This window comes from Paraburkholderia caledonica (assembly GCF_000383275.1).
Classification (GTDB): domain Bacteria; phylum Pseudomonadota; class Gammaproteobacteria; order Burkholderiales; family Burkholderiaceae; genus Paraburkholderia; species Paraburkholderia caledonica.
This window is the reverse complement of the sequence record NZ_KB911034.1, coordinates 1,281,960-1,300,384: the sequence shown is the minus strand read 5'-3', so window position 1 is coordinate 1,300,384 and position 18,425 is coordinate 1,281,960. Positions and strand designations below refer to the sequence as shown.

General features: G+C 64.1%; 15 protein-coding genes. 12 read left to right on the top strand and 3 right to left on the bottom strand.

The window, feature by feature from the left end:
- Positions 1–33: 33 nt before the first annotated feature.
- Positions 34–1,131 carry a lysylphosphatidylglycerol synthase domain-containing protein gene (locus H281_RS0105980; protein ID WP_020066171.1) on the top strand — a complete coding sequence of 366 codons (1,098 nt, stop codon included), beginning with the start codon at positions 34–36 and terminating at the stop codon, positions 1,129–1,131.
- On the opposite strand, the gene H281_RS0105975 is transcribed toward H281_RS0105980, so the two are convergent.
- Together H281_RS0105975 and H281_RS0105970 are read right to left on the bottom strand one after the other, a co-directional pair.
- Positions 1,128–2,636: an ATP-binding protein gene (locus H281_RS0105975; RefSeq protein ID WP_020066170.1), complete on the bottom strand. Its 1,509-nt coding sequence runs from the start codon at positions 2,634–2,636 to the stop codon at positions 1,128–1,130. The genes H281_RS0105980 and H281_RS0105975 overlap by 4 nt on opposite strands.
- On the bottom strand, positions 2,637–3,296 hold the full coding sequence (locus H281_RS0105970) for a response regulator (RefSeq protein WP_020066169.1): 660 nt from the start codon (positions 3,294–3,296) through the stop codon (positions 2,637–2,639). It lies immediately after the preceding gene.
- Positions 3,297–3,705: 409 nt separating this feature from the next.
- Between H281_RS0105970 and H281_RS0105960 the strand changes: the two genes are divergently transcribed.
- Genes H281_RS0105960 through hpnK form a run of 3 tightly spaced genes read left to right on the top strand, consistent with a single transcriptional unit; the run spans position 3,706 to position 6,328 of the window.
- Positions 3,706–4,056, top strand: coding sequence for a hypothetical protein (locus H281_RS0105960; protein WP_027804334.1), 351 nt, complete (start codon positions 3,706–3,708; stop codon positions 4,054–4,056).
- A gap of 12 nt (positions 4,057–4,068) precedes the next feature.
- Positions 4,069–5,442, top strand: a complete 1,374-nt coding sequence (gene hpnI / locus H281_RS0105955; RefSeq protein ID WP_020066166.1) for a bacteriohopanetetrol glucosamine biosynthesis glycosyltransferase HpnI — start codon at positions 4,069–4,071, stop codon at positions 5,440–5,442.
- On the top strand, positions 5,432–6,328 hold the full coding sequence (hpnK, locus tag H281_RS0105950) for a hopanoid biosynthesis-associated protein HpnK (RefSeq protein WP_020066165.1): 897 nt from the start codon (positions 5,432–5,434) through the stop codon (positions 6,326–6,328). The genes hpnI and hpnK overlap by 11 nt, the downstream gene beginning before the upstream one ends.
- 23 nt (positions 6,329–6,351) lie before the next feature.
- On the opposite strand, the gene H281_RS0105945 is transcribed toward hpnK, so the two are convergent.
- A complete protein-coding gene (locus H281_RS0105945) occupies positions 6,352–7,275 on the bottom strand; it encodes a LysR family transcriptional regulator (protein ID WP_020066164.1) in 924 nt (307 codons plus the stop codon).
- A 325-nt stretch (positions 7,276–7,600) separates the two neighbouring features.
- On the opposite strand from H281_RS0105945, the gene H281_RS0105940 reads away from it, so the two are divergent.
- The 8 genes from H281_RS0105940 to H281_RS35395 are packed head-to-tail and all read left to right on the top strand — an operon-like array spanning position 7,601 to position 18,394.
- Complete coding sequence (locus H281_RS0105940; protein WP_020066163.1) at positions 7,601–9,085, top strand: UbiD family decarboxylase; 1,485 nt, start codon at positions 7,601–7,603, stop codon at positions 9,083–9,085.
- Positions 9,078–9,734, top strand: coding sequence for a UbiX family flavin prenyltransferase (locus H281_RS0105935; protein ID WP_020066162.1), 657 nt, complete (start codon positions 9,078–9,080; stop codon positions 9,732–9,734). The genes H281_RS0105940 and H281_RS0105935 overlap by 8 nt, the downstream gene beginning before the upstream one ends.
- The gene (locus H281_RS0105930) at positions 9,731–12,793 is read left to right on the top strand and encodes a xanthine dehydrogenase family protein molybdopterin-binding subunit (RefSeq protein WP_020066161.1); all 3,063 of its coding nucleotides are present in this window, start codon (positions 9,731–9,733) and stop codon (positions 12,791–12,793) included. The genes H281_RS0105935 and H281_RS0105930 overlap by 4 nt, the downstream gene beginning before the upstream one ends.
- Positions 12,790–13,611, top strand: coding sequence for an FAD binding domain-containing protein (locus H281_RS0105925; RefSeq protein WP_020066160.1), 822 nt, complete (start codon positions 12,790–12,792; stop codon positions 13,609–13,611). Before H281_RS0105930 ends, H281_RS0105925 begins: the two co-directional genes overlap by 4 nt.
- A 20-nt stretch (positions 13,612–13,631) precedes the next feature.
- The gene (locus tag H281_RS0105920) at positions 13,632–14,177 is read left to right on the top strand and encodes a (2Fe-2S)-binding protein (protein ID WP_020066159.1); all 546 of its coding nucleotides are present in this window, start codon (positions 13,632–13,634) and stop codon (positions 14,175–14,177) included.
- Entirely contained in the window at positions 14,170–15,786 is a 1,617-nt protein-coding gene (locus tag H281_RS0105915) for an AMP-binding protein (RefSeq protein ID WP_020066158.1), read from the top strand. Before H281_RS0105920 ends, H281_RS0105915 begins: the two co-directional genes overlap by 8 nt.
- A 5-nt stretch (positions 15,787–15,791) precedes the next feature.
- Positions 15,792–16,598: an enoyl-CoA hydratase/isomerase family protein gene (locus H281_RS0105910; RefSeq protein ID WP_020066157.1), complete on the top strand. Its 807-nt coding sequence runs from the start codon at positions 15,792–15,794 to the stop codon at positions 16,596–16,598.
- 47 nt (positions 16,599–16,645) lie between these two features.
- On the top strand, positions 16,646–18,394 hold the full coding sequence (locus H281_RS35395) for a GMC family oxidoreductase (RefSeq protein WP_020066156.1): 1,749 nt from the start codon (positions 16,646–16,648) through the stop codon (positions 18,392–18,394).
- The last annotated feature ends 31 nt before the right edge of the window (positions 18,395–18,425 follow it).

The following is an 18,425-nucleotide window of genomic DNA, read 5'->3' as shown; positions in this document are numbered from 1 at the left end:
GCGGCGAGTCCTTTGCACGCGCGAGGTCTTCGCATGAAGAAGCATTTAGGCCGCGTCGCCGCGCTCGCGGGCCTCATCGCGTCGCTGTGGCTCGTCTGGCAGGACAACCCGGGTGCGGTGCTCGGCGCATTGCGCGCGGCCGGCGCGGGGCTCGTGCTCGCGGCGCTCGCGCACGTGCTGCCGATGCTCGCCAATGCCTGCGACTGGCGCTCGCTGATTCGTGGCGCAAACCGGCCGCACATTGCGAACATGCTGCACCTCGTGTGGGTGCGCGAATCCGTCAATAGCATGTTGCCGGTCGCGCGCATCGGCGGAGAAGTGGTGTCTTTTCGCATGCTCAGGCGTTGGGGCGTGCGGCCGTCGACGGCGGTGGGGAGCATCATCGTCGACATGCAGCTGACGGTGATCAGCCAGTTGCTCTTTACGATGGTCGGCATCGGCTTTCTTTTCGCACATGCCCATTCCGACACGCTGCGGTTCGCCGGGCAACTCGCGTGGGGTGTGGTCGTGCTGACGCCGCTGCTCGTGTTGTTCGCCCTCGTGCAGCACGCCAGTCCGTTCGAGCGCATGACGCGCGCGCTCAATCACATGACGAGCGGCAAGCTCGCCGCGCTCGTGGGGCAGTCGGCGCAGATCGATCGGGCAATCAAGCTGATCTGGCGACGCCGCGGCGTAGTGCTGCGTTATCTGTTTTTCTGGCAGCCGCTGCAGTGCTTTTTGACGTCGCTCGAAATCTGGCTCGCGTTGTATTTTCTCGGCGCGCGAGTGACGCTTGTCGAAGCCGTGGTAATCGAGTCGTTGATCCAGGCAATCAGCAGCGCAGCGTTCTTCGTGCCGGGCGGTCTCGGCGTGCAGGAGGGCGGATTCGTCCTGATCGGCGGCGCACTCGGTCTCGATCCGTCGACCTGTCTGGCGCTTGCGGGCGCACGCCGGATTCGCGATCTGCTGATCTTCGTGCCGGGGTTGATCGCCTGGCAGTTTGCCGAGACGTCAAAACGCGATCGCGCGCACACTTCGACGCTGCGGGCGAACCGGGCAGAGCATCGTCGTGAGCGCGGCGGCGCCGTTCACAGCACGCGGCAGGCACCCCTCGCCGAAGGCAGCGTCGCTGGGGAAACGAACCGCCGCTAGCCGACTGGCTTCAAAGATCTGACCGAGGCCGCCGTATAAGCGGGGAACGATACGTCGACGGCAAGCCCGCGGCCGTCGAGCCCAGTGCCGAATCGCACGGTGGCACCGAAGTGTTGCGCGATGCGCGCGACAATCGACAGGCCTAGGCCGCTGCCGGTCGCCTGGTTGCCGGTTGCGCGGAAGAAGCGGTCCGTGAGACGCGCCAGATCTGCTGGCGCAACGCCTGGTCCGTCGTCGCGCACGCTCACCAGAATGCGTTCGGATAGCGGCTCTTTCGCTGGTCCTTTCGCTGGTTCTTGCAGCGGCTCCTTCAGGGGCTCTTTTAGTGGCGCCGGAACGTGCTGTTTCTCACGCCGCACCGCGATCTCGATCGTGCCGCCGTCGCTCCCGTATTTGATCGCGTTATCCAGCAGATTGTCGAAGAGAATGCCGATCAGCACGGGCTCCGCATTGATCTCCGCGCGCATGTCGCAGTTCAGCGTCACGCGAATGTTTTTCTGCTGCGCATTGCCCGCGTTCGCCAGCAATGCGCTCTTCGCGACGGCGCCAGGCGCGAGCGGTGCCGTTGCCATTTTCTCCTGCATGTCCAGGCGCGCGAGCAATAGCAATTGTTCGGCGAGCCGCGCGCTTCGATCCACGCCTTGCACGACGCGCTCCATGGCGAGCCGCTGACGTGCGGGGTCCGGTTCGGCCAGCGCGACTTGTGCCTGAACCTTGATCGCGGCGAGCGGCGTTTTGAGTTCATGCGCGGCGTCGGCAGTGAACGCGCGTTCCCGTTCGAGCGAATGCAACAGGCGCGAGAGCAGCAGATTGATCGCGTCGACGAGCGGCCGCACCTCGATTGGCACATGGCCGATATCGACAGGCTCGAGGCGATTGATGTCCCGCGAACGGATCGCATCGGAGAGCATACGCAGCGGCGCGAGACTCCAGCCGATGCTCCACCACACGAGCAGTGCCAGCACCGGCAACGCGATCAAGGCAGGGCGCGCAATGCGGCTTGCGACGCCGCTCACCAGATCGCTGCGGGTGTTGGCCTGTTCGAATACGCGCACCGTGTGCCCGAGCGGCGTGTCCCGCAGCGTGAACGAGTGGTATGTCTGGCCACCGAGCACGACGTCCTGCACGCCGGTGACAGGCGGTACCGGCAAATCCCACGCGTTGAGCGCGCGCAAGGGCGGGCTGCCGGCAATCACGTCGCCATTGCGCGCGCGCACCTGGAACAGTGCGTCGCGCGGCAGCGAATCGTCGTCGTCGGTGTCGTTCGCACTTGTTTCTCCGCCTCGTTCTTCCTCGCGCACGTCGATGTGCGCATTGGCGAGCGTGGCCAGATTCGACTGGTCGAGCAACGCGAGCATCTGTGCGACTTCCGCGAGCCGGGCTTCCTCCCACTCCGCGACTTCGCGCGTGGCCTGGCGATAGCTGGACGCGAGAGCGATCGCCCACACGAGCCCAATGCTGGCGAGCACGAGCAGCATGAGCCGCCGGCGAATGGATGCGCTCATCTACTGTTTCTCCACCACGTAGCCAATATTGCGCACGGTTCGTATGAGGTTTGCGCCGAGCTTCTTGCGCAGATTCGACACGTGTACCTCGATCGCGTTGCTTTCAATCTCCTCCTGCCATCCATACAGGCTTTCTTCGAGACGCGAGCGCGATTGCGGAATGCCCTGATTCGTCAGCAACTGGATGAGGATCGCCCATTCTCGCGACGTAAGCGACACGCGTTTGCCTGCCACCTCCACAGTTTGCGACGCCGGGTTCACCGTGAGCTCCCGATAGCGGATCAGCTCGACACTGCGGCCCTGCGCGCGTCGCAGCAGCGCGCGGCAACGCGCGATGAGTTCGGTGAGGTCGAAGGGCTTGCCGAGATAATCGTCCGCGCCTGCTTCGAGACCGCCCACGCGGTCCACCACCGTACCGCGCGCGGTCAGCACAAGTACCGGCACGTCATTGCCGGCGTCACGCAGCCGTCTGAGCAGGTCCATGCCAGACACGCGCGGCAGGCCGAGATCGAGCACGACGAGCGCATAGCTCGTCGTGTCGAGCGCGAGACTGGCCTTGTGGCCGTCTCGCGCCCAGTCGACAGTGAAACCTGCTTGACGCAAACCTGCTTCGATCCCGCAGCCGATCAGATCGTCGTCTTCAACGAGAAGTACACGCATAGGGCAGAAATTCCGTAGATGTTTTTATGGTGGGACGGTACGCATCGAATGAACCCGGCGAATGAACCCAGCGGCTGCAGCTTCCAGCGTCAGCCATGCGGTCCGCTAGCAGCGTTATACCGCGTTTTGCTTAAGGTTTCCTTCAGCTTGAATCGATACCATCGCTCATCAACGGCTTACTGTTGTATTGGCAACATGAATTCGCCAAATGAACATGTGACATGAGCACGCTGCATTGCCCTCTGTTGTCGGAATACCGAAACGAAATCGTAAGTACATCGACGGAATTCACGGCAGATGCCTCGCCATGGTGACCGTTATTCTTCTTGCTGACGATTGCGTCGAAGAGTGGGCGCTGCTGGCTTGCGAGAAGCCGCACGATGCGTTCATCAGGCCACGAAACGAAGCCATGAAGCCAGCCACCGTCGATATGCTGCGAGCCCATCTCATGGTGGCCTCGCTCACGGCTCTCGCAGCCGACGTGCTCGCCTGTGTGACGGTAGCGGCGCTGCCGGGCGCGCAACATCTGTTTGTCTCCGCGGCTTTCCGGTTCGCCGCGCTCGCCATGGTCGCGGGCGGCGTGATCGTGGCCCGCCAGGTTGCCCAAGCCGCATTCCACCTTGCCGTTGCAGATCGCTACGCGAACGTTGCGGGCCTCTACGCGAGGCCAGTCGCCGTCGCCCCGGATTGTCCGCGGCTTTGGCTCGTCATCCTGCATCTTCGCCTTACTGGGACACCGTTCGTCTTGCGCGGACACTGACGGAATCCGCCAATGGTTGCGCACGCATTCACTGCAGGCGAATGGATTCTGTTCGCCGTCTGCATCGCGGCGTCGCTGTATACGCTGGTTGCGGCGGTCGCAATGCCATTCTCTACCGTTCGTAGCCGCGCCGCGTTGGACCACGGCGATCTTTCGCCGGCCGCTCCCGCAGTCGATCCCAGAAGCCTCGTGCACGGTGCGAAGTTCGGCGCGCACGCCTCGTGCCGAACCGATCCGTTGCCGCATGCGGGCGTGAGTGTGCTCAAGCCGCTGTGCGGCGCCGAGCCGCGTCTCTATGAGAACCTGCGGACGTTTTGCGAGCAGCGTTACACGAATTTCCAGCTTGTTCTTGGCGTGTGTTCTCCCGATGATCCCGCGATTGCCGTCGCGCGTCGTTTGCAGGCTGCGTATCCGTTGCTCGACATCGAGCTTGCGATCGACACGCGCGTGCATGGCAGCAACCTGAAAGTCAGCAACCTGATGAACATGGTCGAGCGCGCGCGTCACGACGTGATCGTGATTGCCGATAGCGACATCGCCGTGCGGGCCGATTATCTGGAGAGCGTGGCAGCGCCGCTTGCTGACCCACGCATTGGCGTTCTCACCTGTCTGTATGCCGCACAAGGTGTAGGCGGTTTCTGGCCGCGCGTGGGCGCGCTATTCGTCAACGAATGGTTTGCGCCCTCGGTACGCGTTGCGCACATGGCTGGTTCGCGGCGCTTCGGATTCGGCGCCACGCTTGCGTTGCGGCGCGCCACGCTCGAACGGATCGGCGGTTTCGAGGCCCTTAAGAACTGTCTTGCCGACGACTACTGGCTAGCCGAGCACGTGCGCGCGCTGGGCTTGCAAACGGTGCTCTCGCGCGTGATGGTGGCCACCGACGTGACCGAACCCACCTTTGCAGAACTGTGGCAACGCGAGACGCGCTGGTTACGTACGATACGTTCGGTGAATCCGCTCGGTTTCGCTTTTCTGTTCATCACTTTTCCGACTCCCTGGCTCGTCGCCGGCGCGTGTCTGAGCGCTGGGTTCGGGATCGGCGCGAACGGTGGCGCGCCTGGCTGGAGCGCGCTCGTCGGCGCGGCCGCCACCATGGCGGGAGTGGCCGCGCGTTTGCTGCTGCATCTGCGTGCCGCGCGCCATGAGGTCGCATTGCGGTGCCCATTTCCCGGTGCAACGGCGGACTCGCTCGGGCATGCGTTCTGGCGCGATCTTCCGCTTCTGCCGTTGCGCGATACGTTGCTGCTGTTTCAATGGCTCGCTGCCGCCTTCGGTTCACATGTCACGTGGCGTGGCACGCGCGTTCGGGTCGGAAGCTCCCGTTCGACCGCGCGCACGAGGCCATTGCGCTCGATGGACGTGATGGAGGCATCCGATGGCCGCTGAGGTGGATGTACCACAGCCGCAAGCATTAAAGCCGCATGCTTCCGGACCGCAAGTATTCGAGCCGTGCGCCGAAAGGCCTCACGCGCTGATCGTCACCGCCGACGACTTCGGCCTGCATTCTCGTGTGAATCTGGCCGTCGAACAGGCGCATCGACACGGCGTGCTCACCGCCGCCAGCCTCATGATCGGTGCGTCCGCCGCAAACGATGCAGTCGAGCGCGCGCACGCAATGCCGGACTTGCGCGTGGGCCTTCATCTCGTCCTCGCCGACGGCGACGCTGTATTGCCGCGCACCTGCATTGGGGCATTGCTCGATAAGCATGGTCGTTTCGGCGACAACATGGTTCGCGACGGCGTGCGGTTCTTCTTTCTGCCGCATGTACGGGAGCAGTTGGCGCGCGAAATTCGCGCGCAGTTCCAAGCGTTTGCCAGGACCGGACTCGCGCTCGATCACGTGAACACGCACAAGCATTTTCATTTGCATCCGACCGTGCTTGGCTTGATCCTCGAAATTGGCCGGGAATTCGGCATGAAGGCGATGCGTTTGCCGTTCGAGCCGAATGCGCCGCTGTGGCTCAGGCCGTGGATCGCGCTGGTCAAAGCTCGGCTCGACCGTGCAGGCATCTTTCACAACGACTATGTCGTCGGCATCGCCGGCAGCGGCCGCATGGACGAGGCCGCGTGGCTCACGGCGCTCGCTTCGTTAAGCGGCGGGGTCGCAGAAATATACTGTCATCCCGCCATTGCGGGCGAGCGCGCATTGACCGACGGCATGCGCGATTACCGCCATGCCGACGAACTGCAGGCACTGCTTTCACCGGACGTCGCTCGCGCCATTCGGGCCCTCGGCGCAAGGCTTGGCGGCTTCGCCGATGTGTCCGAATAATTGAAGGTTCGCGCCTCGCGTGGTTATTCGATCGAGGCCTCCATCTCCGACGCGCTCGACACCTTGCGCAACTCATCGGCAATTACCGACACGAGCGCATCCGCCGCCGCGTTCAAGGGCCGCCGCGGATGCGTTACGCACACAATGTGCCGCACGATGCGCGGTGCGAGAATCGGATACGCGCGCAGGCTGCCCTGACTCACCGCGCGCTGCACCGCGATGCGCGGCAGGATAGTCGCAAAGCGCGTACTCTCCACGAGCTTCACGATCGTGCTCAATACGTCGATTTCGAAGCGCGGTGCGAGCAGCACGTCCTCGTGCTGGGCGGCCGTATCTAGCACGCCGCGCAGGCCGTGGCGCTTTGTCGGCAGCACGAGTTCCAGTTCGGGAAGCTGTGCGAGTTCGATCGCGTGAGGCAGCTCGGGGCCGTTCGCGGCGCTCGTCACGAGCACCATCTCCTCATCGAGCAGCGGCTGTGCGTCGAGCGAGAGACGCGCGCGCGGTTTGTTGATGAGCGCCGCGTCGAGCTGACCGCCCGCCACCCAGTCGATGAACGTCGCGCTGTAGCCGTCTGCCACCGTCACTTCGACATGCGGATAGCGCGCGTGAAAGCGCGACAACGCATCGGCGAGCACGCTTTCGGTCACCGACGCAATCAGCCCGATCGACACATGCCCGGTCACCACTTCGTCGCGCTGTACGAGTTGCTGACGTGCATGCGCGAGGTCGCGCATGATCGGCAGAAAGAGGCGATACATCAGCCGCCCGGCCGCGGTCGGCGCCATGCCATGCGCGTTGCGCTCGAACAGTTGCTGATGCAGTTCGTCTTCGAGTTTGCCGATTTGCATGCTGAGCGCGGGCTGCACGATATTCAGCCGTTTAGCGGCGCGGGTGACGGAGCCGTCCTCGAACAGCGCGATGAAATATTGGATTTGCCGGAGGTCCATGTTGATATGAGTAAAACATCAGCAAACGTAATGAGCGGGGCGCGGCTTATCAGAACACGCGCAGCGGACCGGACGGCACGCCATCAACAAGGGTGAACAGACTCGTGCATATGCCCTTGCATACGGATGGTTGATTGATAACCCGCCTACAAACTGCTGTCATTGGTGCTAACACCCATATCATCGGGAATGATTCGAAGCATCAATATTCCATATTAGAAGTTATACGCGGATCTCGTTACGCTTTCATCATCAACTGGCGCTCCGTTCCGGCATGAAGCGGAATTCAAGCGGGGCATGAAGCCAGTCATCGATGGAGACGCAGATGAATACACGTGATGCCGCCCCGCACGAAACCTCAGACCCGAGCTGGGCCCGCAAAGGCGGAGCCCTTGCTTTGCGCGACTGGCTCGCGCATCTCGCGTGCAGCGGACGCCTCGCGACGATCGACCAGGCCGTCGCGCTGGAACACGAACTGGCGGCGATTGCCAAGCGCCTGGACGGCACGCAGGCGGCATTTTTCACGCGACCAGGCGGTCATCGCGTGCCGGTGGTGAGCGGCTTCATGTCCCGGCGCGCATGGATCGCGGAAGCGCTCGGGGTGGACGAAAGCCAATTGCTCGCGCGCTTTAGCGATGCTGCGGAGCATCCGCTCGCATCGCGACTCGTGCCGCGCGACGAAGCGCCGTGCCAACAGGTCGTACATACGAAGAATATCGATCTTCACGCGCTATTGCCGATTCCTACACATAGCGAACACGACAACGGCCCGTACATTACCGCCGGCCTCGTGATTGCGCGCAATCCCCGTACCGGCGTGCAGAACGTGTCGATCAACCGGATTCAGGTGCACGCTGCGGACCGCATGGCGATTCTGCTGTTGCCGCGTCATCTTCACGCATTCCAGAAAGCGGCAGAAGCGGCCGGCGACGCGCTCGACGTGGCCGTTGCGATAGGCGTCGATCCGCTCACGATGCTTGCGTCGCAAGCTATTTCTCCAATCGACTCCGACGAACTGGAGATCGCAGGCGCGTTGCATGGCGCACCGCTGCCGGTCGCAAAATGCGTGAGCAACGGAGTACATGTACCGGCTTTCGCTGAAATCGTGATCGAGGGCCGCATCTTGCCAAACGTGCGCGAGATGGAAGGGCCGTTCGGCGAGTTCCCGAAGTACTACAGCGCACAGGAAGCGCGCGAAGTGATCGAGGTCACCGCCGTTACACATCGCAACGACCCCATCTTTCATACGATCGTGCCCGCCGAGATGGAGCATTTGCTGCTCGGCGCAATTCCCCGCGAGGCGACGCTGCTCGCGCATCTGCAACGCAGCCATCCGAACGTGAAGGACGTGCACCTGTCGGTGGGCGGAGTGTGCCGTTATCACCTGTGGGTGCAGTTCGAGAAGAAGCGTGAGGGCGAGGCGAAGAACGTGATTCTGTGCGCATTCGGCGCGCATTACGACATCAAGCAGGTGGTCGTGGTCGATACGGACGTGGACGTGCACGATCCCGCCGAAATCGAATGGGCAATCGCCACGCGCTTCCAGGCTGATCGAGACCTCGTCGTGATCGAAGGCGCGCAAGGCTCGCCACTCGATCCGTCGACTACCGTCGGCCAGCCCGAGGACGCACCGGCGTATCTGCAGGGCATCAGCGCGAAGATGGGGCTCGACGCGACGCGTCCGGTTGCCTATGCGTCGCACGTGTTCACGCGCGTGCGGATTCCCGGTGAGGACACAGTGGATCTGAACGCACTCGTCGCGGCGGATAACGCCGCGTTCGACGCTTATCTCGGTGACGGTCATGTCTGACGCGACGCTCGACACTAACCGGCACGACCTGCGCGCGGCTCGGACGCAGCGCATCGTCGTCGGCATTTCAGGCGCTAGCGGCGCGCTGATCGGCGCGCGCCTGCTCGCTGCATTGCGCCGTCTCGGCACACACGAAACGCATCTGATCGTGTCGGCATCGGGCGCGGTCACGGCTGCGCAAGAACTCGGCATGACCCGTGGCGACCTCGATAGTCTGGCCGACGTGGTCTACAACGTGCGCGATATCGGCGCGGCGGTGGCGAGCGGATCGTTCATCACGGCCGGCATGGTGATCGCACCGTGCTCGATGAAAACGCTCGCCGCCGTGGCGAACGGTTTCGCCGACAACCTGCTGACGCGCGCCGCCGACGTGATGCTCAAGGAGCGTCGCCGCCTCGTCATGGTCGCACGCGAAACGCCGTTGAATCTCGCGCATCTCCGCAATATGACTCACGCGACCGAGATGGGGGCGATCGTGATGCCGCCGGTGCCCGCGTTCTACGCGCATCCAAAAACAATCGAAGACGTGGTCGATCACACAGTCGGGCGCATTCTCGATCTGTTCGGTATCGAGCACGGCGAGATCGCCCAACGCTGGAGCGGCCTCGCCGACGAATTCGCGCAACGGCAAGCGGGAGGCGAGCAATGAACCAGCGCGATCTGGTAAGTACTGCCGATGCGGCCACACAGGACCGCGAGGCCGACGCCGCGCAAGGCGTACAGCGTCACGTAGGGCGTCCGATGCAGCGTCTCGAAGATCCCGCGATTCTCACGGGCCGGGGCCGCTATGGCGACGACATCGGCGTGCGTCCCGGCACGCTGCACGCGGCGGTCTTGCGCTCGCCGCACGCGCATGCGGAACTGCTTGCAATCGATACGCAAGCGGCGGCACAACTGCAAGGCGTGCGCGCGATTCTCACGCGTGACGATCTGCGCGCATGGTCACGCCCGTTCGTGGTCGGCGTCAAATCGCCGATGGAGCAGTGGGCGCTCGCGATGGACCGCGTGCGGTATGTCGGCGAACCGGTGGCGGTCGTGCTGGCCGAAACGCGCGCTCTCGCTGAAGACGCACTCGATCTCATCAAGGTCGAATACGCGACGCTGGAACCTGTTACGTCGATCGAGGAAGCTGTCGGAGACTCTGCGGTGCTGCACGAGAAGGTGGGCAGCAACGTGATCAGCGACCGGCATTTCCGCTACGGCGAGCCGGAGGCGGCGTTCGAAAAGGCACCGCATCGCGTGAAACTGGTCGCGCATTATCCGCGCAATACGTGTGCGCCGATCGAATGCGGCGTGGTGATTGCCGAGTATCTTGCTGGCGACGAAGGCTATGACGTCACGTCGAATTTCATGGGGCCGTTCTCGCTGCACGCGGTCATGGCGATGGCCTTGAACGTGCCGGCGAATCGTCTGCGTCACAAGGCGCCGCGCGATTCGGGCGGAAGCTTCGGCGTGAAGCAGGCGGTGTTTCCGTATGTGGTGCTGATGTGCCTCGCGTCGCGCAAGGCCGGCGCGCCGGTCAAATGGGTCGAGGATCGGCTCGAGCATCTGAGTGCGGCGACGTCCGCCACGGCGCGCCTTTCCACCCTCGAAGCGGCGGTCGAAAACGACGGGCGCATCACCGCGCTGTCCTACGATCAACTCGAAGACTGCGGCGCATATGTGCGTGCGCCGGAGCCCGCCACCTTCTATCGCATGCATGGGTGTCTCACGGGCGCCTACGCGATCGACAATCTGCTCGTGCGCAACCGCGTCGTGCTGACCAGCAAGACGCCCACCGGACTCGTGCGAGGGTTTGGCGGACCGCAGGTGTATTTCGCGCTCGAACGGCTCATGCAACGGATCGCCGTCGAACTCGGGCTCGATGTGCTCGACGTGTATCGCCGCAACTTCGTGCGCGCCGATGCGTTCCCGTATCGCGCTGCGGCAGGCGCGCTGCTCGATTCCGGCAACTATCAGGAAGCGTTGCGCCGCGCGCTCGACGAAGGCGGCTACGACGAACTGCGTGCCCGCCGCGAGGCCGCACGTAGCGAAGGGCGCTTGTACGGCATCGGCTTCGCGGCGATCGTCGAGCCGTCGATCTCGAACATGGGCTACATCACGACCGTAATGCCCGCCGAAGCGCGTCGCAAGGCCGGTCCGAAAAGCGGCGCGATTGCCAGCGCGACGGTCAGCGTGGATCTGCTCGGCGGCGTGGTCGTGACAATCGCATCGACGCCTGCGGGCCAGGGCCACATGACGGTATGCGCGCAGGTGGTGGCCGATGTGCTCGGCATTGCGCCGCACGAAGTGGCCGTCAACGTCGAATTCGATACGCACAAGGACGCGTGGTCGGTCGCCGCGGGCAATTATTCGAGCCGCTTTGCGGGCGCGGTCGCGGGCACTGTGCATCTCGCGGCCATGCGCGTGCGCGACAAGATCGCGCGCATCGTGTCGAAGCAACTGAACTGTGCGCCGCAAGACGTCCGCTTCGAGGGCGGCCGCATCTTCGCGCAAGGCGCGGAGGATCGCGCACAACCGTTCGGCCGGGTCGCCGCGAATGCGCCGCATTGGGCGCCCGCGTTGCTGCCCGAGGGCGAGGAGCCCGGCTTGCGCGAGACGGTGTTCTGGAATCCGCCGAACATGGCGGCGCCCGATGAGAACGATCGCGTCAATACGTCGGCAGCCTACGGTTTTGCGTTCGACATGTGCGGGGTCGAAGTGGATCGCGCAACGGGCCGCGTGCGCATCGACCGTTATGTGACCGCGCACGACGCCGGCACGTTGCTCAATCCCGCGCTCGCCGACGGCCAGATTCGCGGCGCATTCGCGCAAGGGCTCGGCGCGGCGCTGATGGAAGAGTTCCGTTATGGCGCGGACGGCAGCTTCCAGTCGGGCACGCTTGCCGACTATCTGATGCCGACCGCGTGCGAAGTGCCCGATCCGGTGATCGTGCATCTGGAAACACCGTCGCCGTTCACGCCGCTCGGAGCGAAGGGACTCGGCGAGGGCAACAACATGAGCACGCCGCCATGCATCGCGAATGCGGTGGCCGATGCGCTCGGCGTCGACGACATCCGTTTGCCGCTTACGCCTTCGAAAGTCATGGCGCTGATCGGCATCGACGACCCCGAGCCCTCGCGCCCTGAGTTGCGCGAAGCGCCCGCGCCGAAGAACCCGGCGATGTCCGGCAGCGGCAAGGCGCTGACCGCGCAAGGCAGTGTGGATCTGCCCGCAACGCCCGAAGCCGTATTTGCCGTGCTGCTCGATCCGAAAGCGCTCGCGAAGGTGATTCCCGGCTGCCACGCACTCGAAACCGAAGGTCCGAATCAGTATCGCGCGGACGTGACAGTGGGCGTCGGCATGATCAAGGCGCGGTTCGAAGCAAAGATCGGTTTGTCGGAGATCGACGCACCGCACCGTTTGCGACTCGCGGGCGCTGGCATTTCGTCGCTTGGCAGCGCACGCGGCAGCGGTCTTGTCGAACTGACGCCTATCGCGACCGGCACGCGTCTTTCGTACGACTACGAGGCGCAGGTCTCGGGCAAGGTCGCGGCGGTCGGCGCGCGCATGCTGGAAGGCGCGGCGAAAGTCGTGTTGCGTCAACTGTTCGAATCGCTGGGACGCCAGGCCGCGGGCAAGCCGCTCGACGCGTCTGCCCACAGTTCTGGTGAGGGCGGCGGTTCGTGGCTGTCGCGCTTGTTGGCCCGCTTCAGGAGACAACGATGAAACCCGCGCCGTTCGATTACCTGCGCGCAATGAACGCGCAACATGCGCTCGACGCACTGGCGCAACACGGCGAAGACGCGCGCGTGCTCGCGGGCGGCCAATCGCTGATGGCCGTGCTGAACATGCGGCTCGCGCAACCGCGCATGCTGATCGACATTTCGCGCACCGGCGAACTGGACTCGGTACGCGTCGACCGCAAGGCGGGTTCTTTGACGGTGGGCGCGGCGGCGACGCAAGGCAGCGTCGAATGGCGCGCGTCGCTACGCGATGAAGTGCCGTTGCTCGCAATGGCCTTTCCGCACATCTCGCACTTTCAGATTCGCAATCGCGGCACCGTGTGCGGCTCGATCGCGCATGCGGACCCGAGCGCCGAACTGCCGCTCGTGCTGAGCGCGCTCGGCGGCGACGTGATGCTGCGCTCGAAAAAGAAGCCACGCGTGCTTTCGGCGGACGCGTTTTTTCAGGGCATGTTGATGACTGCGCGCGAGCCCGACGAACTCGTCGAAGCGGTGCGGTTTCCGCTAAAGCGCGAAGGCGAGCGTTATGGCTTCGCGGAATTCTCCGCACGTCATGGCGATTTCGCGATTGTCGCGTGCGCCGCAGTGGTCACCGACGATGCTATCCGTCTCGCCGTGGGCGGCGTGGCGGACCGGCCGGTGGTCGAACAATGGCCGCGTCTGTCCGGCGACGATTTGCGCGGGGCGTTGAACGATTTGAGCTGGAAGCTGGGCGCGCAGGACAACGCGCATATCAGTGCGAGCTATCGCCGGCATCTGGTCCGGCAACTCGGATGGCGCGTGATAGAGGAGGCAAAGTGAGCAACACATCCAATGGAAAAATGGCAGACGGCCTGCCGCAAGTCGTGCGGCGAGACGAACGGCAGTGCGTGACGCTGACGTTCAACGGCCGGGAACGGAGCGCGTATTGCGAGCCGCGCGATCTGCTGTCCGACTTCATTCGTCACGAACTGGGGGCGACTGGCACGCACGTAGGCTGCGAGCACGGCGTCTGCGGTGCGTGCACCGTTCACGTAGGCGGCGTTGCGGCGCGGTCCTGTCTGATGCTGGCCGTGCAGGCGCAAGGGCAGCGTATCGACACTGTCGAAGGCCTTGCGCCAGACATGGTGCTCGGCGATCTGCAGGAAGCGTTTCAACGCCATCACGCATTGCAATGCGGGTTTTGCACGGCAGGCATCCTGATGTCGTGCGCCGACTATCTGCAACGCGTGCCCGATCCGAGCGAAGCGCAGGTGCGTGACATGCTGTCCGGCCACTTGTGCCGCTGTACCGGCTATACGCCGATCGTCGCGGCCGTGCTCGACGTGGCCGCGCGCCGCCGGCATCGCAACGTGACGGGCGACGCGCTGGAGGCGAGCCATGCTTGATCTGGGGCGTACATTTTTGCAAAGCGTCGAGCGCAGTCCGAACGCGTTGGCACTCGTGGACGGCGAGCTTGCGCTCACGTATGCGCAGTGGCACGACATCATCGTCGATGTGGCCGACGGTCTGCGTGGGCTTGGCCTCGCGCACGGCGACCGCTTGCTTGTAGTGCTGCAAAACCGCTGGGAAATGGCGACGCTGCACTGGGCGTGTCAGTTTGCGGGCATTGTGATCGTGCCGTTGAACTGGCGGGCAAAACCGGAAGAGCTGGATTACTGCGTGAGCGACGCGGGCGCGAAGGCAATCGTCTACGAGCCAGTGTCGGCCGAGGCGGTGATGCAAAGTCCTGCAGCGCAACAGGTGCCGCGTATCGGACTCGACGTTGCGCCCGGGCGCAGCGCGGGCTTCGACAGCCTGCTCACAAAGGTTGCCGGCCGCGCGAACTCCGACGCGGATGCACATGCCGTCGCGGACGATTATTCGCTGATCCTCTATACGTCGGGTACGACGGGCAAGGCGAAGGGGGTGCCGCGGCGTCACCGGCAGGAACGCGCGGCAGCGCTCGCGCACGTGGCTCAAAACCTCTACCGTCATGGCGAGTGCACGCTCGGCGTGATGCCGCTTTATCACACGATGGGCGTTCGCTCGCTTCTCGCCATGGCACTCGTGGACGGCACGTTCGTTTGCGCGCGTCGCTGGAATGCGGGTTTCGCGCTCGAGGCTATCGCGCGTCACAAGGTCACGTGCCTCTATCTCGTGCCGACGCTGTATCACGATCTGCTTGGCGACCCTGCGATCGCGTCGACGGATACGTCCACGGTGACGAAGCTCGGCTTCGCCGGCGCGCCGATGAACGATGGCTTGCTCAAACGGCTCTCGGCGGCGTTCGAACCGCAACTGTTCGTCAATCACTACGGCTCGTCCGAAGTCTACACATTCAGTATCGACCAGGACGCGACGAAGAAACCGGGCAGCGCGGGGCGCGCGGGCATCAACACACGTCTGCGGGTCGTGAAGCTCGACGCCGGCACGCCCGACGATTTCGCGGACGTCGGCGAAGAAGGCCAGATCATCGTCGACCTGCTGGGCGACGAAGCGTTCGAAGGCTACTGGAACCGGCCGGACGCGAACGCGAAATCGTTGCGCGACGGCTGGTACTTCACGGGCGACACAGGCTATATCGACTGCGACGGCGATCTGTATGTGTCCGGCCGCGTCGACGACATGATCATCAGCGGCGGCGAGAACATTTCCCCGGTCGATATCGAGTCGGTGCTCTCGCTGCATCCGGCCGTGGACGACGTCGCGGTGGCCGGCGTGAAGGACGAACGGTGGGGCCAGCGCGTGGTGGCCTTCATCAAACGGCGTGAATACGTCGACGCCGAAACGCTCGATGCGTATTGCCGCACGTCGGACCTCGTCAACTTCAAGCGCCCGCGCGAATACGTGTTCGTGGACGACATACCGAAGTCGCCGGTCGGCAAGATCTTGCGCCGCAAGCTGTCCGCGGGTGAATACCTGACAGACGAGAGCAACGGCGAGAGCAATGGCCAGGGCGATGGCCAGCGCGGCAACGAAACGATTCAGAAGCAAACCGAAATCAACAAGGAGTGATTCTCATGACCGAGCTTACCCACAGCGGCCAGAGCCTGCTGCAAGACCTCGACGGCTTTTCGATCGAGATCGACGCCGAACGCGAGCGCGCCGACATCGTTCTGCACCGGCCGCCGTTCAACGTGATTTCGATGCATGCGCGGGATCAGTTGCGCGCAGCCTTCGAGGCCCTCGACGAAGACGAGCGCGTTCGCGTGATCGTGGTGCGCGCGAAGGGCGAGCATTTTTCGAGCGGCGGCGATATCAAGGGCTTCCTGGAAGCATCCCCGGAACACGTGTCGAAGCTTGCCTGGAATATCGCGGCGCCGGCGCGCTGCTCGAAGCCGGTGATTGCCGCCAATCGCGGCTTCTGCTTCGGCGTGGGCTTCGAATTGTCGCTCGCCTGCGACTTCCGGATTGCGACCGACACCACTTTCTATGCGCTGCCTGAACAGAAGCTCGGACAGATTCCCGGCTCCGGCGGATCGGCGCGCTTGCAGCAAATGGTCGGCATAGGCCGCACCAAGGACATCGTGATGCGTTCGCGGCGCATTCCGGGCAAGCAGGCATACGAGTGGGGCATCGCGGTCGAGTGCGTGGCCGACGCGCAACTCGAAGCGGCCACCGATGCGCTCGTTGACGAACTGCGTGCGTTCTCGCCGCTCGCGCAGCGAACCGCGAAGAAGCTGCTCAACGATACCGAGGACGCGCCGCTGTCGATCGCAATCGAACTCGAAGGACATTGTTATAGCCGCTTGCGCACGTCCGACGATTTCCGCGAAGGCGTCGAGGCGTTCCATGGCAAGCGCAAGCCGGTGTTTCGCGGCAGTTGAACAACCCGCGGTGCCGTAGCACATAAAACGATTCAGGAGACACGCAGATGGAATACTTCGATTACGTGATTGTCGGTGGCGGATCAGCGGGGTGCGTGCTCGCGCAGCGCCTCTCCGCGGTCCCGTCGCTGCGCGTCGCGCTGATCGAAGCCGGTGCGGACACGCCGCCGGGCCGCGTGCCCCCGGAGATTCTCGACAGTTATCCACTGCCGGTGTTTTGCGGCGACACGTACATCTGGCCTGAATTGACGGCGCGCGCCACGCGCGATTCGGCGCCGCGAGTCTATGAACAGGGCCGCGTGATGGGCGGCGGCTCCAGCATCAATGTGCAGTCGGCCAATCGCGGATTGCCGCGTGACTACGACGCGTGGGCGGCGAACGGCGCGAGCGGCTGGGGCTGGGAAGACGTATTGCCGTATTTTCGCAAGCTCGAACGCGACGTCGATTTCCCCGACGGCGAGTTGCACGGCAAAGAAGGACCCGTGCCGATCAGGCGCATCATGCCGGCCGATTGGCCGCCCTTTTGCAACGCGTTCGCCACCGGCTTGCGCAAGAACGGTGTCGCGCCACTGCACGACCAGAATGCCGAATTCGGCGACGGCTTTTTTCCCGCCGCATTCTCGAATCTCGACGACCGCCGTGTGTCCACGGCAATCGCGTATCTAGACGAGTCCACGCGCAAGCGCACGAATCTGCATATCCATGCCGATCTGCGAGTGGAGCGCATCGTGATGGAAGGGCGCGTGGCGCGCGGTGTGGTCGCGCTCGCACGCAACGGCGAGCGCGTTCGTTTCAACGCGAACGAAGTCGTGTTGTGCGCGGGTGCGCTGCAGTCGCCCGCGATGCTGATGCACGCAGGCATCGGCCCCAAAGAGGAGCTGAATGCACTCGGCATCGACTGTGTCATCGATCTGCCGGGCGTGGGACGTAATCTGCAGGATCATCCGTCGCTCACGTTCTGCCATTTTCTCGCGCCGCAATTGCGCATGCCGTTGACGCGGCGACGCGCGAGCATGATGGCCGCACGCCTGAGTTCGGGCATCGCGGGCGGCGAAGCGTCGGACCTGTATCTGTCGAGCGCGACCCGCGCCGCCTGGCATGAACTCGGCAACCGGCTAGGCCTATTTTTTCTCTGGTGCAACCGACCCCACTCGCGTGGCCGCGTGCAACTCGTTAGCGCCGATCCCGCAGCGCCGCCGCGCGTCGATCTGAATCTGCTCGACGACCCGCGCGATATCGCGCGGCTTGCCTGTGGCGTGCGGACGCTCGCGAAAATCGTCGCGGCCTCGGGGCTCGGAGAGAACTCCCGCGACTTCTTTCCCGCTGCGTTTTCCGCACGGGTAAAAGCGCTGAGCCGCGTCGGCGCGGGCAATGCGCTGCTGACGTCGCTGCTCGGCCGTCTGCTCGACGGCCCCGCGCCGCTGCGGCGCATGTTGATCGAACGCTTCTTCACGCGTGGTCAGCGGCTCGGGGATCTGCTCGCCGATCAGGCCGCGCTCGAGGATTTCATTCGCGCGAACGCGTTCGGCGTCTGGCATGCGAGCGGCACCTGCCGCATGGGCGACGCCAGCGATCCGGCGGCCGTCACCGATACGGCGGGCAGCGTGCGCGGTGCACAGGGCTTGCGCGTCGTGGACGCGTCGTTGATGCCGCGACTGCCGTCCGCGAATACCAACATCCCGACCATCATGATGGCTGAGAAGATCGCCGACGCAATACTCGCGCGGCGCCTTCCCGGGCATGCGGGCATTGCGTGCCGCGCCGATCATCGCCACGCATTCCTCAAGGTTTCTTAACACCACCCAAGCACGCGAAAGAACGTGCGCC